15 protein-coding genes, 1 tRNA gene and 1 riboswitch are annotated in these 15,567 nt (G+C 64.0%); of the genes, 11 read left to right on the top strand and 5 right to left on the bottom strand.

Going from position 1 to position 15,567, the window contains the following annotated elements:
• Positions 1-219 precede the first annotated feature (219 nt).
• Both AC5ZG5_RS00575 and amaB read left to right on the top strand, forming a co-directional pair.
• A complete protein-coding gene (locus AC5ZG5_RS00575; RefSeq protein WP_456640698.1) occupies positions 220-1,278 on the top strand; it encodes a class I SAM-dependent methyltransferase in 1,059 nt (352 codons plus the stop codon).
• A 133-nt stretch (positions 1,279-1,411) separates the two neighbouring features.
• Complete coding sequence (gene amaB / locus AC5ZG5_RS00570; RefSeq protein ID WP_456640697.1) at positions 1,412-2,944, top strand: L-piperidine-6-carboxylate dehydrogenase; 1,533 nt, start codon at positions 1,412-1,414, stop codon at positions 2,942-2,944.
• A gap of 10 nt (positions 2,945-2,954) precedes the next feature.
• On the opposite strand, the gene AC5ZG5_RS00565 is transcribed toward amaB, so the two are convergent.
• A tRNA-Gly gene (locus AC5ZG5_RS00565) sits at positions 2,955-3,028 on the bottom strand.
• Between the two features lie 145 nt (positions 3,029-3,173).
• On the opposite strand from AC5ZG5_RS00565, the gene AC5ZG5_RS00560 reads away from it, so the two are divergent.
• From AC5ZG5_RS00560 to AC5ZG5_RS00550, 3 genes are all read left to right on the top strand, one after another.
• On the top strand, positions 3,174-4,013 hold the full coding sequence (locus AC5ZG5_RS00560) for a helix-turn-helix transcriptional regulator (RefSeq protein ID WP_456640696.1): 840 nt from the start codon (positions 3,174-3,176) through the stop codon (positions 4,011-4,013).
• 57 nt (positions 4,014-4,070) lie between these two features.
• Positions 4,071-4,430: a VOC family protein gene (locus tag AC5ZG5_RS00555; RefSeq protein ID WP_456640695.1), complete on the top strand. Its 360-nt coding sequence runs from the start codon at positions 4,071-4,073 to the stop codon at positions 4,428-4,430.
• A gap of 128 nt (positions 4,431-4,558) precedes the next feature.
• Entirely contained in the window at positions 4,559-4,960 is a 402-nt protein-coding gene (locus AC5ZG5_RS00550; RefSeq protein WP_456640694.1) for an SRPBCC family protein, read from the top strand.
• A 10-nt stretch (positions 4,961-4,970) separates the two neighbouring features.
• Here the strand turns inward: AC5ZG5_RS00550 and AC5ZG5_RS00545 are convergent, their stop codons facing one another.
• Positions 4,971-6,416 (bottom strand): MATE family efflux transporter, encoded by a 1,446-nt coding sequence (locus tag AC5ZG5_RS00545; protein ID WP_456640693.1) that lies wholly within the window; start codon positions 6,414-6,416, stop codon positions 4,971-4,973.
• Between the two features lie 206 nt (positions 6,417-6,622).
• Between AC5ZG5_RS00545 and AC5ZG5_RS00540 the strand changes: the two genes are divergently transcribed.
• Both AC5ZG5_RS00540 and AC5ZG5_RS00535 read left to right on the top strand, forming a co-directional pair.
• Positions 6,623-7,960, top strand: coding sequence for a PQQ-dependent sugar dehydrogenase (locus AC5ZG5_RS00540; RefSeq protein WP_456640692.1), 1,338 nt, complete (start codon positions 6,623-6,625; stop codon positions 7,958-7,960).
• 158 nt (positions 7,961-8,118) lie between these two features.
• A complete protein-coding gene (locus AC5ZG5_RS00535; protein WP_456640691.1) occupies positions 8,119-8,445 on the top strand; it encodes a hypothetical protein in 327 nt (108 codons plus the stop codon).
• Positions 8,446-8,484: 39 nt separating this feature from the next.
• On the opposite strand, the gene AC5ZG5_RS00530 is transcribed toward AC5ZG5_RS00535, so the two are convergent.
• A complete protein-coding gene (locus tag AC5ZG5_RS00530; RefSeq protein WP_456640690.1) occupies positions 8,485-9,096 on the bottom strand; it encodes a TetR/AcrR family transcriptional regulator in 612 nt (203 codons plus the stop codon).
• 101 nt (positions 9,097-9,197) lie between these two features.
• Here AC5ZG5_RS00530 and AC5ZG5_RS00525 point away from each other — a divergent pair, with 101 nt between their 5' ends.
• From AC5ZG5_RS00525 to AC5ZG5_RS00515, 3 genes are all read left to right on the top strand, one after another.
• The gene (locus AC5ZG5_RS00525; RefSeq protein ID WP_456640689.1) at positions 9,198-9,938 is read left to right on the top strand and encodes an SDR family NAD(P)-dependent oxidoreductase; all 741 of its coding nucleotides are present in this window, start codon (positions 9,198-9,200) and stop codon (positions 9,936-9,938) included.
• Positions 9,939-10,060: 122 nt separating this feature from the next.
• Positions 10,061-10,366 carry a hypothetical protein gene (locus AC5ZG5_RS00520; RefSeq protein WP_456640688.1) on the top strand — a complete coding sequence of 102 codons (306 nt, stop codon included), beginning with the start codon at positions 10,061-10,063 and terminating at the stop codon, positions 10,364-10,366.
• A 229-nt stretch (positions 10,367-10,595) separates the two neighbouring features.
• The gene (locus AC5ZG5_RS00515; protein ID WP_456640687.1) at positions 10,596-10,919 is read left to right on the top strand and encodes a hypothetical protein; all 324 of its coding nucleotides are present in this window, start codon (positions 10,596-10,598) and stop codon (positions 10,917-10,919) included.
• Positions 10,920-11,006: 87 nt separating this feature from the next.
• Here the strand turns inward: AC5ZG5_RS00515 and AC5ZG5_RS00510 are convergent, their stop codons facing one another.
• On the bottom strand, positions 11,007-12,419 hold the full coding sequence (locus AC5ZG5_RS00510) for an adenylate/guanylate cyclase domain-containing protein (RefSeq protein ID WP_456640686.1): 1,413 nt from the start codon (positions 12,417-12,419) through the stop codon (positions 11,007-11,009).
• A 569-nt stretch (positions 12,420-12,988) separates the two neighbouring features.
• Entirely contained in the window at positions 12,989-14,047 is a 1,059-nt protein-coding gene (locus tag AC5ZG5_RS00505; protein ID WP_456641005.1) for a 2'-deoxycytidine 5'-triphosphate deaminase, read from the bottom strand.
• 156 nt (positions 14,048-14,203) lie between these two features.
• Positions 14,204-14,283: riboswitch (SAM riboswitch) on the top strand.
• A 71-nt stretch (positions 14,284-14,354) separates the two neighbouring features.
• Here AC5ZG5_RS00505 and AC5ZG5_RS00500 point away from each other — a divergent pair.
• Positions 14,355-15,539 carry an O-succinylhomoserine sulfhydrylase gene (locus tag AC5ZG5_RS00500; RefSeq protein WP_456640685.1) on the top strand — a complete coding sequence of 395 codons (1,185 nt, stop codon included), beginning with the start codon at positions 14,355-14,357 and terminating at the stop codon, positions 15,537-15,539.
• Positions 15,540-15,567 lie beyond the last annotated feature (28 nt).

The raw sequence follows: 15,567 nt of genomic DNA, 5'->3' as shown, positions 1-15,567 counted from the left end.
CGCTGCCATGCACTGCCGAGAAGAAAGAATAGAGCGGAGCAAGTTTGCGTTACCGCTCGCGCGCTTGTGACGGCGATCTCGCTGTCGTGAGAAGTAACGCCTCACCTCCCACACCATTATCGCGCGCTGCGATGAAGCGGTTTTGCATCTCGCAAGGGTCGCTTTGCGCAGCGTCGATGTGACAGTTTCGGTGAAAAGCAATTTCAACGGAGGCATATCATGGAAGTTGATACTGACCGCCTGAACTCTTTCATGGGCAAGATGATTGGTGACATCGGCGCCGCGATGAACGCGTCGCTGATGCTGATCGGTGACAGGCTCGGCCTCTACAAGGCGTTGGCCGAGAAGGGACCGATGAACTCCGCAGAGCTGGCGGAAGCGACAGGCACCGCGGAGCGCTATGTGCGCGAGTGGCTGTCGGCGCAAGCCGCCTCGGGCTACGTCGAATACGACACCAAATCCGGAAAGTTCTCGATGCTGCCGGAACAGGCCATGGCGCTGGCCGACGACGAAAGCCCGGTTTTCCTGGGCGCGGTCGGCAACGTCGTAGCGGCGACATTCCTCGACGAGCAGAAGATTTCCGACGCCTTCAAGACCGGCAAGGGCGTCGGCTGGAACAAGCGCAGCGAATGCCTGTTCTGCGGAACGGCGCGCTTCTTTCGCACCGGCTACAAGCATCATTTGGTGCAGGAATGGCTGCCTTCGCTCGAGGGCGTCGTCGACAAATTGAAGCGGGGCGCGAAGGTCGCCGATGTCGGCTGCGGCCATGGCATATCGACCCGGCTGATGGCGGAAGCGTTTCCGAAATCCACATTCTTCGGGTTCGACTATCACGAGGGCTCGGTCCAGGTCGCGCGCGAGCTGGCGCGGGAGGCGGGACTGTCCGATCGCATGCACTTCGAGACCCACACCGCGAAGACTTTTCCTGCCAACAGCTACGATCTCGTGTGCTTCTTCGACTGCCTGCACGACATGGGCGACCCGGTCGGTGCGCTCAAGCATACCCGCAGCACCATGGCCAAGGACGGCACCTGCATGCTGGTCGAGCCCTTCGCCAACGACCGGCTGGAGGACAATCTCAATCCGATCGGGCGGGTCTACTATGCGGCCTCGACCATGGTCTGCACGCCGGCCTCCCTGGACCAGGAGGTCGGGCTCGCCTTGGGCGCGCAGGCTGGCGAGGCCAGGTTGCGCGAGATCGCCCGCGAAGCCGGCTTCACCCGGTTCCGGCGCGCCACCGAAACGCCGTTCAACCTGATCCTGGAAGCACGGCCGTAACACCTCGGCACTGGCAGCACGCAATGCCGCCGCGCGAAGTTTCTTCGCGTGGCGGCGGATGGACTTGACGCCGACGAGCGCTTGCGGGACTTGCTAGAGCATATGCGCGACCGCTGATCCGAGGACATCCGCCATGAGCACCTCCACGCCAAGCTCCCCCGTCGCGAACGAAGCCATCGATCTCTTGACGAAGCTGCGGGCTCTTCCGACCTTCGTCGCCGACGGCAGCTTGATCGCCCGCTCGCCGATCGACGGTCAGGTTATCGGGCGTCTCAAGCCTGGAAGCGATGATGACATGCGCGCGGCGATTGCTCGCGCGCGGAGTGCGTTCCTGGCATGGCGAACCGTTCCAGCCCCGCGCCGCGGCGAACTGGTGCGCCTGCTCGGCGAGGAATTGCGCGGTTCGAAAGACCTGCTCGGGCGGCTGGTGACGATCGAGGCCGGCAAGATCCTCTCCGAGGGACTCGGAGAGGTGCAGGAGATGATCGACATCTGCGACTTCGCCGTCGGGCTATCGCGCCAGCTTTATGGATTGACGATCGCGTCCGAACGCCCCGGTCATCGGATGATGGAGACCTGGCATCCGGCCGGCGTGTGCGGCATCATCACGGCGTTCAACTTTCCGGTTGCCGTGTGGTGCTGGAATGCAGCGCTTGCGCTGGTGTGCGGCAACGCCGTGGTGTGGAAGCCTTCGGAGAAAACGCCGCTGACCGCCTGCGCGGTGCAGGCGATCATTGAGCGTGCGCTCGCGCGTTTCGGCGATGCGCCGCAGGGTCTCGCCGAACTGGTGCAGGGCGACCGCACGATCGGCGAAGTCCTGGTCGATCACCCCGACGTCGCCATTCTGTCGGCCACCGGATCGACGCGCATGGGCAAGCAGGTCGGCCCGCGCGTCGCCGCGCGCTTTGGCCGGGCCATTCTCGAGCTCGGCGGCAACAACGCCGCGATCGTCACGCCCTCCGCCGATCAGGACCTCGCTCTGCGCAGCATCGCGTTCTCCGCGATGGGCACCGCCGGCCAGCGATGCACCTCGCTGCGCCGCCTGTTCGTGCACGAAAGCATCGCCGATGATTTCGTCTCGAGGCTCAGCCGCGTCTACCGTTCCGTCACCATCGGCGACCCGCGCGAGTCGCGCACTTTGGTCGGCCCGCTGATCGATGCAGCCGCCTTCGAGGCGATGGGCCGCGCGCTGGAGGAAGCAACCTCGCTCGGCGGCGAGGTGCATGGCGGCACCCGCGTGGATCATCAATCACAAGCCGCCTATTACGTTGCGCCTGCCCTGGTCGAGATGCCGGCCCAAACCGGCCCGGTGCCGCGCGAGACGTTCGCGCCAATCCTGTACGTGATGCGCTACCGCGATCTTGCCGAGGCGATCGCCAGCCACAATGCGGTGCCGCAGGGGCTCGCATCGTCGATCTTCACAACCGACATCCGCGAGGCCGAGACCTTCTTGTCCGCGGTCGGCTCGGATTGCGGCATCGCCAACGTCAATATCGGCCCGTCGGGCGCCGAAATCGGCGGCGCGTTCGGCGGCGAGAAGGAAACCGGCGGCGGCCGCGAATCCGGATCCGACGCCTGGCGCGGCTACATGCGGCGGGCCACCAACACCATCAACTATTCGCGCGAACTGCCGTTGGCGCAGGGCGTCAAATTCGATGTCGGGTGACGCGAGGGATTGGAGCGGGCGAAGGGAATCGAACCCTCGTATGCAGCTTGGGAAGCTGCCGTTCTACCATTGAACTACGCCCGCGGATCTCGCTTTGCGCACCTGATTAGCCGAGACTGGGGCTTTCGCCAAGCCGCCTCTGGCGTTCTCCTTAACGGAAAACGTCCAGATTCCGAGTGGGCTGCTTGGGGCGTTGCGCCGCGGCGGGCGCATCGCTAAGTCTTCAGGCATGATCCGAAGGCCGCTGTTGCAGCGTGAGCGCATTGCCGTGAACGAGTTCCGCTGCACCGCGGTGCCCGGCGAGAAACCGTTTGCCGAACAATATGATGCGCATTCGATTTCCTATGTCCGCAAGGGCAGCTTCGGCTGCCATTGCCGCGGCCGTTTCCATGAGCTGGTGACCGGCGCGATCCTGGTCGGCCATCCGGGCGACGAATATACCTGCACCCATGACCATGTCGGCGGCGACGAATGCCTGTCGTTCTACCTGCATCCGGAGCTGGTGCAGGCGATCGGCGACAGCCGCGCCGTCTGGCAGATCGGATCGGTGCCGCCGCTGCCGGAATTGATGGTGCTCGGCGAGCTCGCGCAAACGGCAGCAGATGGCAACAGCGACATCGGCCTTGACGAGGCCGGCCATCTCTTGGCCAACCGCTTCGTCGAGGTGGTGTCGGGGCGCGCGGCGAAGCCGGTGACAGCCGCCTTGCGCGATCGGCGCCGCGCGGTCGAGGCCGCACTGTGGATCGACGCGCATTCGCAGCAAGAAATCGGGCTGGATGATGCGGCGGATCAGGCCGGCATCAGCGCGTTCCATTTCCTCAGGCTGTTCTCGGACGTCCTCGGCGTGACGCCGCATCAATATCTCGTGCGCTCGCGGCTGCGCCACGCGGCGCGGCGGCTGGCCGACGACGACAGCCCGATCACCGATATCGCCTACGACGTCGGTTTCGGCGATCTCTCCAATTTCGTGCGCACGTTCCGCCGCGCCGCCGGCGTCTCGCCGCATGCGTTCCGAAAAGCATCGCGCGGCGACCGCAAGATTTTCCAAGAACGGCTGGCGCTGCACTAGCTAGCCTCCTCCAGTCCAGCGCGTCATCAGGCGCGCTTAAAGCACTGGAGAACGATCATGTATGACCATATCGGACTGCGCGTCGGCGATCTCGACGCCAGCGTGCGTTTCTATACCGCGGCGCTTGCCCCGCTCGGCTATGTCCTGTGCTCGCGCGATGACAGTGGCGCCGGCTTCGGCCCGAAGGGCGAGCCGGCGCTGTGGCTGCATCTGCACAAGGGCAAGAGCAATGGCGGCGCCCATGTCGCATTCCGCGCGCCGAACCACGAGGCGATCAAGACATTCCACAGCGAAGGATTGAAAGCCGGCGGCCACGACAACGGCGCAGCCGGCCATCGCAAGGATTACAGCCCGACCTATTACGCGGCGTTCCTGATCGACCCCGACGGCAACAATGTCGAGGCGGTGTGTGCGTAAGCAACCGCCATCTCCGCCGTCATTGCGAGCGGAGCGAAGCAATCCATGGTGCCACTTGCGGAGGCTTGGATTGCTTCGTCGCTTCGCTCCTCGCAATGACGAACTCCACATGCAAGAGGAATTCACCCATGGCTTCCATCCACAAGGAATTCATCATCGACGCGCATCCCGACCAGGTCTGGGATGCCTTACGCGATTTCGGCGCGCTGCATACGCGCCTGGTGCCGGGCTTCGTGCTCGACAGCAAGCTCGACGGCGATGCCCGCATCGTCACCTTCTCCAACGGCACGGTCGCGCGTGAACTGTTCGTCGACTGCGACGACGCGCGGCGACGGCTGGTCTATGCCGTCGTCAGCGAGCGGCTGAAGCAGCACAGCGCATCCATCCAGGTGTTCGCCGACGGCGGCTCCCGCAGCCGCGTGACATGGATCGCCGATGTGCTGCCGAACGAGATCGCGCCCTACATCTCCTCCCAGATGGATCTCGGCGTCAGTGCGATGCAGAACAAGCTCGGGCGAGAGGCGCCGTGATGAACCCGTGTCAGGACAGCGCGGGACTTACCTTCGCAATCGGCGCGCGCTTCGGCCCCCAGCGTGTCAGCACCACGCTTAAGCATGAGAGCACGCCGAGCACGACCATCGAGGCGGCTGCGAGCATGAAGAAGTTCTGCGCGGTCGCCTCATGCGTCGAGAGCCACCAGCCGCCGGCGGCGATGAACAGCAGACGCGCGGTCTGCGCCAGCACCGGGCCCAGCACCTTCGCCGCGCCTTGCGAGGAGAAAAACATCGACATCGCCAACCCGATGAAAGCGTACATCGGCGCCGCCGTCGACAGATATTGATGGCTGGCCAGGCGCACGGCGGGATCACCCGTGAAGAGGTTGACCCAGAGGTCGGGGAAGATGGCGAGGAAGGTGCCGATCGCACCGACCGAGACGAACGACACCGTGCCCGCGGTCCAGGCGATCCGCCGCGCCCGCGCAATACGGTCGGCGCCGACCGCCATGCCAATCATTGGCACTGAGGCGATGCCGGTCGCGAACGCGAGCGACGTCAGCATGAATTCGAGCCGCGCGCCGATGCCGTAACCGGCCAGGATCGCGGTGCCGAAATTCGCCAGCATGTGGGTGAAGATGCTGATGGTCAAAACCGACTGCAACGGCGAGAAGCAGGAGATGGCGCCGACCTTCAGGATGTCGATGAACATCGCCCACTGGATGCGCAATCCCCTGAGCTTCGGCACGACGCGGCCGCGGCCGGAGAACAGGTACCAGCCCATCACGGCAATGCTGATTGAATAGGCGATCAGCGAACCCGCCGCGACGCCGCGCATGCCGAATTGCGGGATGGGGCCGAGGCCAAGGCCCAGCGTGCCGCCCAGGATGATCTGCCACACCGCGGACGACAGGATCATGGTCGAGGGCAGCTTCATGTTGCCGGTGCCGCGGAGCACGCCCGCCATGGTGTTCATCAGCCACGGCAGCACGGCGCCGCCGAAGAAGATCTGGCTGTAAGCAATCGCCTGCGCCAGCACGTTGCCGCGGCCGCCGAGCAATTCCAGAAGATGCGGCCCGAAGATCAGCATGCCCAGCATGAAGACCAGCCCGAAGCTGATGCCGATCAGAAGCGCATGCGCCGCGAGCGTCGAGGCACGCTCGACCTCGCCGGCGCCGAGCGCCCGCGCGATCGCGGAGGCCACGCCGCCGCCCATGGCGCCGCCCGACATGGTCATGGTCAGGATCACGCAGGGAAACACCAGCGCCATCGCGGCCAGCGATTCGACGCCGAGCCGGCCGATATAGGAGGTCTCGGCGATCACCACGCAGGTGCCGGCCGAAAGCGCGATCACGTTGGGCCAGGCGAGCCACAACAGCGTGCGCAGGATCGGCCCGTCGAGCAGGCGGTTGCGCGCCGGGGCGGTCACCGGCGGTGGCAGCGGGCGCTCTTCCTCGTCGACAGGTATTTCGGCAACCGCAATATCGGGCATTTCCACTCCGACGCCCGCGGTCTGAATGCCGCGGCGCGGGTGCTTCCCTACCACGGCCGCGATCAATCCCACGTGCGCCCGGCGCAGGGGCCCCCTGCACGATTGTAGGTGGGTAGCCTTTCCCACCACACGAAATTCACGCCGAACGATAAGAACATTCGACCGCGCAACGGATTGTCCCTGCACCATCTTTAGGGAGCCCACCCATGCGCAGGAATCTGCTCGTGGCAATCTCGATCGGCGCGTTGGCGCTGTCGCTTTCCGCCTGCAATGACCCGGAGGACACCAAGACCGTCGCACAGAGCTACGGGGCCGCGCCGGCGCTGCCGCCGCCCGAACATTCGCTGATCCCGACCGTCGATATCGCCACGCCGAATCCGTGGCCCGCCGGCACCAAACCGATGGCCGCCAACGGAATGGCCGTCAACGCCTTCGCGACCGGGCTCGATCATCCGCGCACGGTCTACGTATTGCCGAATGGCGATGTGCTGGTGGCCGAAAGCAACGCACCGCCGAAGCCGGACGACGGCAAGGGCATCAAGGGCTTTATCTACAAGCAGGCGCAGAAATGGGCCGGCGCCGGCGTGCCGAGCGCCAACCGCATCACGCTGCTGCGCGACGCCGACGGGGACGGTGTCGCCGAAACCCGCAGCATTTTCCTGAAAGACCTGAATTCGCCCTTCGGCATGGTGCTGGTCGGCAATGATTTCTACGTCGCCGACTCCGATGCGATCATGCGCTTCCCGTATCACGAGGGAGATACCAAGATAGACGCGGCCGGCGTGAAGCTCACCGAGCTGCCCGCTGGCACCATCAATCATCACTGGACCAAGGACCTGACCGCGAGCCCCGACGGCAGCAAGCTCTATGCGACCGTCGGCTCCAACAGCAATGTCGGCGAGAACGGCTTGGAGGCCGAGGCCAATCGCGCCGCCGTGCTCGAAGTCGATCGCCAGAGCGGCGAGTGGCGTGTGTTCGCCTCCGGTCTGCGCAACCCGAACGGCCCATCATGGAATCCGCAGACCGGCGAGCTCTGGGTCACCGTCAACGAGCGCGACGAGCTCGGTAACGATCTGGTGCCCGACTACATGACCTCGGTGAAGGATGGCGGCTTCTACGGCTGGCCCTACAGCTATTTCGGCCAGCATGTCGACAGCCGCGTCGATCCGCAGCGGCCGGACCTGGTTGCAAAGGCGATCGTGCCGGACTATGCGCTCGGCGCGCATACCGCCTCGCTCGGGCTCACATTTAACACTGGGAATCTTTTTCCGCAGGACATGGCCGGCGGCGCCTTCATCGGCCAGCACGGCTCGTGGAATCGCAAGCCACGCTCCGGCTATAAGGTGATCTTCGTGCCGTTCGCGAATGGCAAGCCCGCAGGGCCGCCGCGGGATATCCTGACCGGCTTCCTCAACGACAAGGGCGAGGCCCAGGGCCGTCCCGTCGGCGTCCGCATTGCCAAGGACGGCGCGCTCCTCGTCGCCGACGACGTCGGCAACACGATCTGGCGCGTGACGCCGGCGACGCATTCGGCGGCGAAATAGCGATCGGATCGATCAGAGCTTCGGTTCTGATTGAATCAGAACCGAAGCTCTGGATTCCTGTTTTGACGCGTTTTCTTTACGCGAACCGGTGTCCACTTCGCTCGAAAACGCTCTGGCCAAGGTTCCCACTGTGGCTTTGCTGCACGCGAACGCAAACATTGCCCGCGGCCGTCGCATCCTCGCCCAAATGGCTTCTCGGTCTCGCCACGAATTCGGTTCACGAAGCATCGACCATACTTGGGGAGATGGTTATGCGGGCGACCAGACTATCTGCGCCGGTGGTGTCCACCGACGCCACGGCAGAGATCGCGCGGCTCCAGAATGAGCTGACCGGCTTCAATGACCGTATCACCGAACTCGAAAGACAACATCCCGAGGCCTCGAAGCTGGAAGCGCTGAGGGCGAGCGCGTTGCTGCTGGCCCGGCAAATCGATGAGCTGCGCTGTTCGAGCTCGACCGACCTGACCGAGCTGCTCGCAAAGTAGGTCGCACCCCGAAAGAAGACGGGGACGATTGCCGGCGAATTAGCCAGGCGCGCTGGTCAAGGGCTTCCATGCTGCGAGCGCCGCACGCGCAACGCGTTCAAGCTCTCGCCGCGTCGCGCCGTCGCGCGCCTGGATCGACATGCCCTGTTGCACGGTGACGTAGTATCGGGCGATCGCCGCGAGATCGGCGCTTGCCGATATCTCGCCTGATACCACGCCCTCCTGCAGGCGCTGCCGCAGATCCTCGACGTTTTTCGTGCGCATCGCCATCAGCTCGCGCCGCACCGTTTCGGACTGCTCGGTCGCATGCAGCGCCGATAGCACCACCAGGCACCCCGTCGGCCGGTTCCGTCGCGTGAACGCCCTCGCCGTCTGCATGAGATAGCTTTCCACCGCCTCAAAAGCAGTCGGCGCGCGGGCGATGCCATCCCAGATCTCAGGCCCCTCGGTGGCGCTATACAATTGCAGCGCGTGCCGGAACAGTTCTTCCTTGCAGCCGAAGGCCGCATAGAGGCTTGGCGAAGCAATCCCCATCGCCGTGGTGAGATCGGTCATCGACGCCCCTTCATAGCCCTTGACCCAAAACACCTCCATGGCGCGCGCGAGCGCCGCATCCTTGTCGAAGCCCCTGGGGCGACCTCGTTCGACCATCCGTCCACCCAATTTCTGTGTTGTTCGCTACATAATCAGCTTGACCGCCCGGCACAACCAGCCTATTTCTGTATCGGTCAACACAGAAATGGAGATGGAACATGAGCGCATTGCAGGGAAAGCGGGCGTTGGTGACGGGCGCGAGCCGCGGGATTGGCGCCGCGATCGCAAGGCGGCTCGCCGCCGATGGCGCGAACGTTGCGATCACCTATGAACGTTCGGCCGACAAGGCGCAGGCGGTAGTCGCCGAGATCGAGCGTTTGGGCCGGCGCGGATTTGCGATCAAGGCCGACAGCGCCAACGCCGCTGCGGTCAAGGCGGCCGTGGATCAAGCCGCCGAGGCGCTCGGCGGTCTCGATATCCTCGTCAACAATGCCGGCATCTTCAGGGGCGGACCGATCGACGAACTCAGCCTCGAAGACATCGATGCGACACTCGCGGTCAACGTCCGCGCTGTGGTGGTCGGATCTCAGGCGGCGGCAGCGCACATGGGCGAAGGCGGCCGCATCATCTCGATCGGCAGCAATCTGGCGACCCAGGTGCCCGGTCCCGGCATGAGTCTCTACTCGATGAGCAAATCCGCGCTGATCGCGTGGACAAAGGGCCTGGCGCGCGATCTCGGCGGCCGCGGCATCACGGTCAACATCGTGCATCCGGGCTCGACCGACACCGACATGAATCCCGCCGAAGGCGAGCAGGCGGCCGCCCAGCGGGCCCGGATGGCGATCCCCCGCTACGGCAAGGCAGAGGACGTCGCAGCGCTGGTCGCATTCGTCGCTGGGCCGGAGGGGCGCTCGATCAACGGCACCGAGCTTACCATCGACGGCGGCGCCAACGCGTGAGCGGCCACCCCGCATCGCCAGCGGGTGACTGCAACGGGCCCTGATCGTACTTGCAAGGGCACCAATTGAGGCAAACGCCGCCGGGAGACTGCATTTCGAGCCCGGCGGCGGAGTTTTGTGAATTGCCGAACGCTCAGAGCGAGCTGATTGAAAGCTTCATAAAGGCGTCAAGCAACGACGGTATTTTGGTAGCCTCAAAATTGATTTCTTTTGCATATGGATGCTCGATGACCGACGAGAGAGTCGCCCGTCTGCGGGCCCATGACAGCAACATCAGCCGATACCGACGGCTGCTGGGGACCAATCTTACGGATCTTGAGCGTGGGTTTGTCGAAAGGCGGTTGAACGAGGAATGGTCGGCCGTGCAAAGCTTGGCCAATCCTCAAATTTCAACTTGTCGCTTCGACTGGAGCGGCCCGCCAATGTGATCGCGGCGGGCTCTCGCCAGGGCTGACGGAGTTCGCCAAATTCCTTGACGGTCGTTTCCAAGACAGATTTTGCGCGACTCCCCGGGCCCAAGGCCGCGCGGGTCGCCGGGGCCCGGTCCGATGCCGGCCATAATCTATCGCGCGCATCGACGGGACTTGAGAAACTGCTGCTATAAGAGCATCGCTGCCGCCACGGCCCGGTGGTCCTTATTGTGCCGGAGGGGAGTCTATGAAGCTCATCTATGCTGGCCTACTGTTGGCCGCGGTATTCTGCCAATCTGGCAACCGCTGCTATGCCCAGCAGGGCTCGTTGGGCCCCACCGATATAGACGGCTTCTATCAGCCTCCAACGGAAGCCATCCCTTCTCTTCCGCAGCAACGGACGACCCGCAAGCGGAAGGACGAAACGGCGCAAGGCTCGGCGTCAAAATCCACGAACTGGGAGGAAGAAGCAGCGCGCCAGCGGGCTGATGACGATCAGCTCAGGCGCAAACTGAATATCTGCCAGAACTGTGTTTCGCCGAACCAGAAAGGCAAGCCGGCAGGCTTTTAATCTGTGAAGCCCGTCCGACGTCGGTCCCCGGCCGCAACGGAAAGGGCCATGTCGCCGCTGGCGGCCAACCGGGCTAAAGTGCTCTGGTCAGCTTATCGCGAAGATGGGCATGCGCTCGCCGACACCGCGGAGCGTCATCACCTGAGGTTGGGGATCCACCCCGCGCGACGAAATGAGTCGGGCCGATTCCGGATCCTGCACCACCGCCTGGGTGGCGAAGATGCTGTCGCCTGTGGCCAAAGCCTGCACCCGCGATGCGATGTTCACCGTCTGGCCGAAGTAATCCTGCCGGTCGTTCAGGTTCACGGCAAGGCAGGGCCCCTCGTGAATCCCGATCTTCAGGATCAGTTCCTCCGCGCCCCGCCGGACATTCAGCGCTCGCATCGAATCGCGCATCTTGAGGGCGGCGGAGACGGCGCGGTGCGGCACCGGGAAGGTCGCCATTACGGCGTCACCGATGGTCTTGACCACGGCGCCGGATTCAGACGCCACGATTTCGTTCAGGATCTGGAAGTGCGAGCGCACCAGATCATAGGCGACGAGATCGCCGACCCGATCGTACAGGTCGGTCGACCCCTTCAGGTCCGTGAACAGGAACGTCAGGCTCATGATCTTGAGCCGCTGCTCGACGTCGAGGGTCTCGGTCCGATAGAGGTCGCGGAATGTCTGGTTCGTCAGCAATCGCTTGGCGGTAAGGAATGGGCGCCGGCCGCCGATCAGCCGCTCCAGCTCCGGGCCCGTCACATAGACGCCGACCAGAATCCGGCGCTCCGTTCGGTTATCCAGCAGAAGACGCAATGGACCCGGAGACAGGGTGATGCGGCTGAGGCCGGTAGGGGCGTTCATGAAGATCATCGAGAGCTCGCGGCGTTCCGCCGTCGGTTCGCCTGAGGTCTCGATCAAATGGGCACTATGGGTCACCGGGTCGAAGACGATCACGGGCTGCGCCGGAAGTTGCAGAGCCAGAATCATCCGTTCGCCGGCGTGCAGCTCGATCGTCTCCAACACAGCCTTACTGGCGAGCTCGGCGAACGCGTCCGGCCTGGGGGAGACGACCCCCGTCCCGAAAAAGACCTGCCGGTGATAGTCCCAGAAGCCGAGTTCGTCCGGAGAGTGGGCGGCGATGCGGCGAATCCGTGGGCTGACCGTGAAGCTGACCTCCACCGTTTCGTCCAGCACCGGCTCGCTCGCCACCCCGCAGAACGCGCAATGGTAGTCCTCCTTCTGCACGCTCCGCAACGTGGCGTTGGCGCCGAGGATGCCGCCGCAGCTCGGACATAGAATGTTCCAGGACATCTCGAACAGCCCAAGCCGCGATGCGTGCAGAAGGGCCGCGATGACCTTTTCCTCGTCCAGGCCGCTGCCGGCAGCGAAGGCCACGGCATTGAGCCGCGCGAGTTCCTCGTCACGGCCGTTCTGGACGAGATTATCGACGGCATCGACCACGACCGGGTCGGCCGAGCGGCGCAAGGCGTCGAACAGGGTGTCGCGATCCTGCATGTGCCGAGCATACCTCAAATGTCCGGCGACGACATCCGGCCGCTAGGGTCGAAGTGCGTCGATAGCGTGGGCTATGAGAATACCGACGCTCAATATAATCAGACATGAAATTACTGCATCAAACATGCCTTTAGGGGATGATCTCGTCCCTGATCAGTCAAAAGGATTCGACCGCAGGGGAACATTTCCGGCACTGTCGATGCGTCGAGGCCACAACCCCGCGTCATGTGAGACCAAGCGAGCGCTACGCGGCCTCGAACACGATCAAGATTGTCGTTTCCCCTTCCGAAGGGTGGCGGCTACGACCGCGGTCGACAGGTTCTGATGGCTGACGGCGCCAAAGGCGCTCACCCGGAGAGCAATAGGTCAGTGCAATGGCAACAAGTCCATTGAAGGCGAGCCAAGCCGCAATGACCCCGAAACAGGTTACAGTGTAGTCCACCGACCACCCATCAAGCCGTCGCCCCCTGAGATAGGCCACGACGTCTTTGTGTCGTTATGGTGGTCACAAGGAATGTAATCTGTGATTCAGGCTAACCGTACCAAATGAGCAACAGGAGATTTCGCGATCACACCCTGAAATGCTTCGAGAGCTTCAGGCCCTGGGCCTGGTAGTTCGAGCCGATGCGCTGGCCGTACATCGCATCGGGCCGGGCCAGCATCTTCTCATAGACCAGGCGGCCGACGATCTGGCCGTGCTCGAGGATGAACGGCACCTCGCGCGAGCGCACTTCCAGCACGGCGCGGGCGCCCTGCCCGCCGGCGCCGGCATAGCCGAAGCCGGGATCGAAGAAGCCGGCATAGTGCACGCGGAATTCACCGACCAAGGGATCGAACGGCACCATCTCGGCGGCATAGTCCGGCGGCACCTGCACGGCTTCCTTCGAGGCGAGGATATAGAACTCGCCGGGATCGAGGATCAGGCTGCCGTCGGGGCGCGCGCGGATCGGCTCCCAGAAATCATCGACCGGATAACCACCGCGGCGATCGACATCGACCACGCCGGTGTGGCGCTTGGCGCGATAGCCGACGAAGCCGCCGGAATTCTCGCCCGAGAGATCAACCGAAACCGCGACGCCATTGGTGAGATCGGCATCGTCGATATCGACCAGGCGTTCGGCGTCATGCAGCGCATCGAGCTCGTTGGCGCTGAGGATGGCATCGCCGGTGCGGAAGCGCACCTGGGACAGCCGCGAGCCCTCGCGCACCAGGATCGGAAACGTCTTGGGGCTGATCTCGGCATAGAGCGGGCCGTGATAGCCGGCACCGATCATGTCGAAACGGCGCGTGCCGTCGGCGATCACGCGGGTGAAGACATCGAGCCGCCCGGTCGAACTCTTCGGGTTCGCAGCTGCGACGATCTCCGGCGGCAGCGCGAGGCTCTCGAGCAGCGGCACGATGTAGACGCAATTGGTCTCCAGCACCGCGTCGTCGGCGAGATCGATCTCGTGCAACTTGAGCTCGTCGATGCGCTCGGCAACGGTGGCGTCGGGACCGGGCAGAAAGCTCGCGCGCACGCGATAGGCGATGTCGCCGAGGCGAAGATCGAGGCTCGCGGGCTGGATCTGGCTCTCCACAAAGGGATAGACCGGCAGGATCAGGCCCGCGTCCGCCATCGCCGCGATCATGCGGTCGGGCAGGATCCCATTGGCATCGTCTTGCAGTACGAACGACACAGACGCGGTCCCTCAAGACGGCTTAGAGCCATAAAAGGCCCAAAAAATGGATTTTATCGGTTAGCCGATGCCCGCCTTGACGGAAAGGGCGGGAACGAATATCAGCATGACTTATCCCGTGGTGATTTGAGCCGGCCGGCTTGCAGCCACGTTAAATAAGTCGCTAAACAGGCCGGGGACCTCAGCGATCCCGGCCCTTCAGGCCGGTTTTTTTGTGACCATTTTCCCAAGGACGAAAATGGTCACGTTGGAGGTCCTAATGTCTGCAGCTACACGCTACCGCCCCGAAACCCGGCTGGTTCATTCCGGAACGCTACGCTCACAATTTGGCGAGACGTCCGAAGCAATATTCCTGACCCAAGGGTTCGTCTACGCCACGGCCGAGGAATGCGAGGCGCGATTCAAGGGCGAGGATCCCGGCTTCCTCTATTCGCGCTTCTCCAACCCCGACGTCTCGATGTTCGAGCGCCGCATGATCGAGCTCGAGGGCGCGGAAGCTGCGCGCGCGACCGCGACCGGCATGGCGGCGGTGACGACTGCGATCCTCGCGCCGCTGAAGGCCGGCGATCACGTGGTGGCCTCGAAAGCGATGTTCGGCTCATGCCGCTACGTCGTGGAGGACCTCTTGCCGCGCTACGGCATCCAGTCGACGCTGGTCGACGGGCTCGACCTCGACCAGTGGAAAAAGGCGATCCGGCCGAACACGAAGACCTGCTTCCTCGAGAGCCCGACCAATCCGACGCTCGACGTGCTCGACATCGGCGCGATTGCCGAGATCGCGCATCAGGGCGGCGCACGGCTGATCGTCGACAATGTGTTCGCCACTCCGATCTGGCAGAGCCCGCTGTCGCTCGGCGCCGACGTCGTGGTCTATTCCGCGACCAAGCATATCGACGGCCAGGGACGGTGCCTCGGCGGCATCATCCTCTCCTCCGAGGCGTTCATCACCGAGCATATCCATAACTTCCTGCGCCAGACCGGGCCGTCGATGTCGCCGTTCAATGCGTGGATACTGCTGAAGGGGCTGGAGACCTTGGCGGTGCGCGTCCGGGCGCAGACCGAGACGGCAGCGAAGATCGCGGATGCGCTCGCAAGCCATCCGAAGATCACGCGGCTCATCTATCCGGGCCGCGCCGATCATCCGCAGGCAGCCACCGTGAAGAAGCAGATGCGGTCGGGATCGACCCTGATCGGGTTCGAGGTGAAGGGCGGCAAGGCCGGCGCATTCCGCTGCCTCAACGGGCTCAAGATCTCGCGCATCTCCAACAATCTCGGCGACGCCAAGAGCCTCGTCACCCACCCCGCCACCACGACGCATCAGCGCCTGGGGCCGGACGCGCGCGCCGAGCTCGGCATCAGCGAAGGTTTTATTCGTTTCTCCGCCGGCCTCGAGCACGCCGACGATTTGATCGAGGATTTTGCCCAGGCGCTGGAGACGGTGTGATTCAGGCGAATGGCGCGTGGCGAGTAGG

It is taken from the genome of Bradyrhizobium sp. Ses1 (assembly GCF_059512365.1).
Note: the sequence above shows the minus strand (reverse complement) of the source record. Positions and strands in the feature narration are given on the sequence as shown.

Excerpts from the sequence above, each read along its gene's own strand:
- AC5ZG5_RS00530 (WP_456640690.1), bottom strand. The coding sequence starts at position 9,096 with ATGGTCGAACGAGGTCGCCCCAGGGGCTTCGACAAGGATGCGGCGCTC.
- AC5ZG5_RS00545 (WP_456640693.1), bottom strand. The coding sequence starts at position 6,416 with ATGCCCGATATTGCGGTTGCCGAAATACCTGTCGACGAGGAAGAGCGC.
- AC5ZG5_RS00515 (WP_456640687.1), top strand. The coding sequence starts at position 10,596 with ATGAAGCTCATCTATGCTGGCCTACTGTTGGCCGCGGTATTCTGCCAA.
- AC5ZG5_RS00510 (WP_456640686.1), bottom strand. The coding sequence starts at position 12,419 with ATGCAGGATCGCGACACCCTGTTCGACGCCTTGCGCCGCTCGGCCGAC.
- AC5ZG5_RS00525 (WP_456640689.1), top strand. The coding sequence starts at position 9,198 with ATGAGCGCATTGCAGGGAAAGCGGGCGTTGGTGACGGGCGCGAGCCGC.
- AC5ZG5_RS00505 (WP_456641005.1), bottom strand. The coding sequence starts at position 14,047 with ATGATCGCGGCGATGGCGGACGCGGGCCTGATCCTGCCGGTCTATCCC.
- AC5ZG5_RS00500 (WP_456640685.1), top strand. The coding sequence starts at position 14,355 with ATGTCTGCAGCTACACGCTACCGCCCCGAAACCCGGCTGGTTCATTCC.
- AC5ZG5_RS00560 (WP_456640696.1), top strand. The coding sequence starts at position 3,174 with ATGATCCGAAGGCCGCTGTTGCAGCGTGAGCGCATTGCCGTGAACGAG.
- AC5ZG5_RS00540 (WP_456640692.1), top strand. The coding sequence starts at position 6,623 with ATGCGCAGGAATCTGCTCGTGGCAATCTCGATCGGCGCGTTGGCGCTG.
- AC5ZG5_RS00575 (WP_456640698.1), top strand. The coding sequence starts at position 220 with ATGGAAGTTGATACTGACCGCCTGAACTCTTTCATGGGCAAGATGATT.
- AC5ZG5_RS00550 (WP_456640694.1), top strand. The coding sequence starts at position 4,559 with ATGGCTTCCATCCACAAGGAATTCATCATCGACGCGCATCCCGACCAG.
- AC5ZG5_RS00555 (WP_456640695.1), top strand. The coding sequence starts at position 4,071 with ATGTATGACCATATCGGACTGCGCGTCGGCGATCTCGACGCCAGCGTG.
- amaB (WP_456640697.1), top strand. The coding sequence starts at position 1,412 with ATGAGCACCTCCACGCCAAGCTCCCCCGTCGCGAACGAAGCCATCGAT.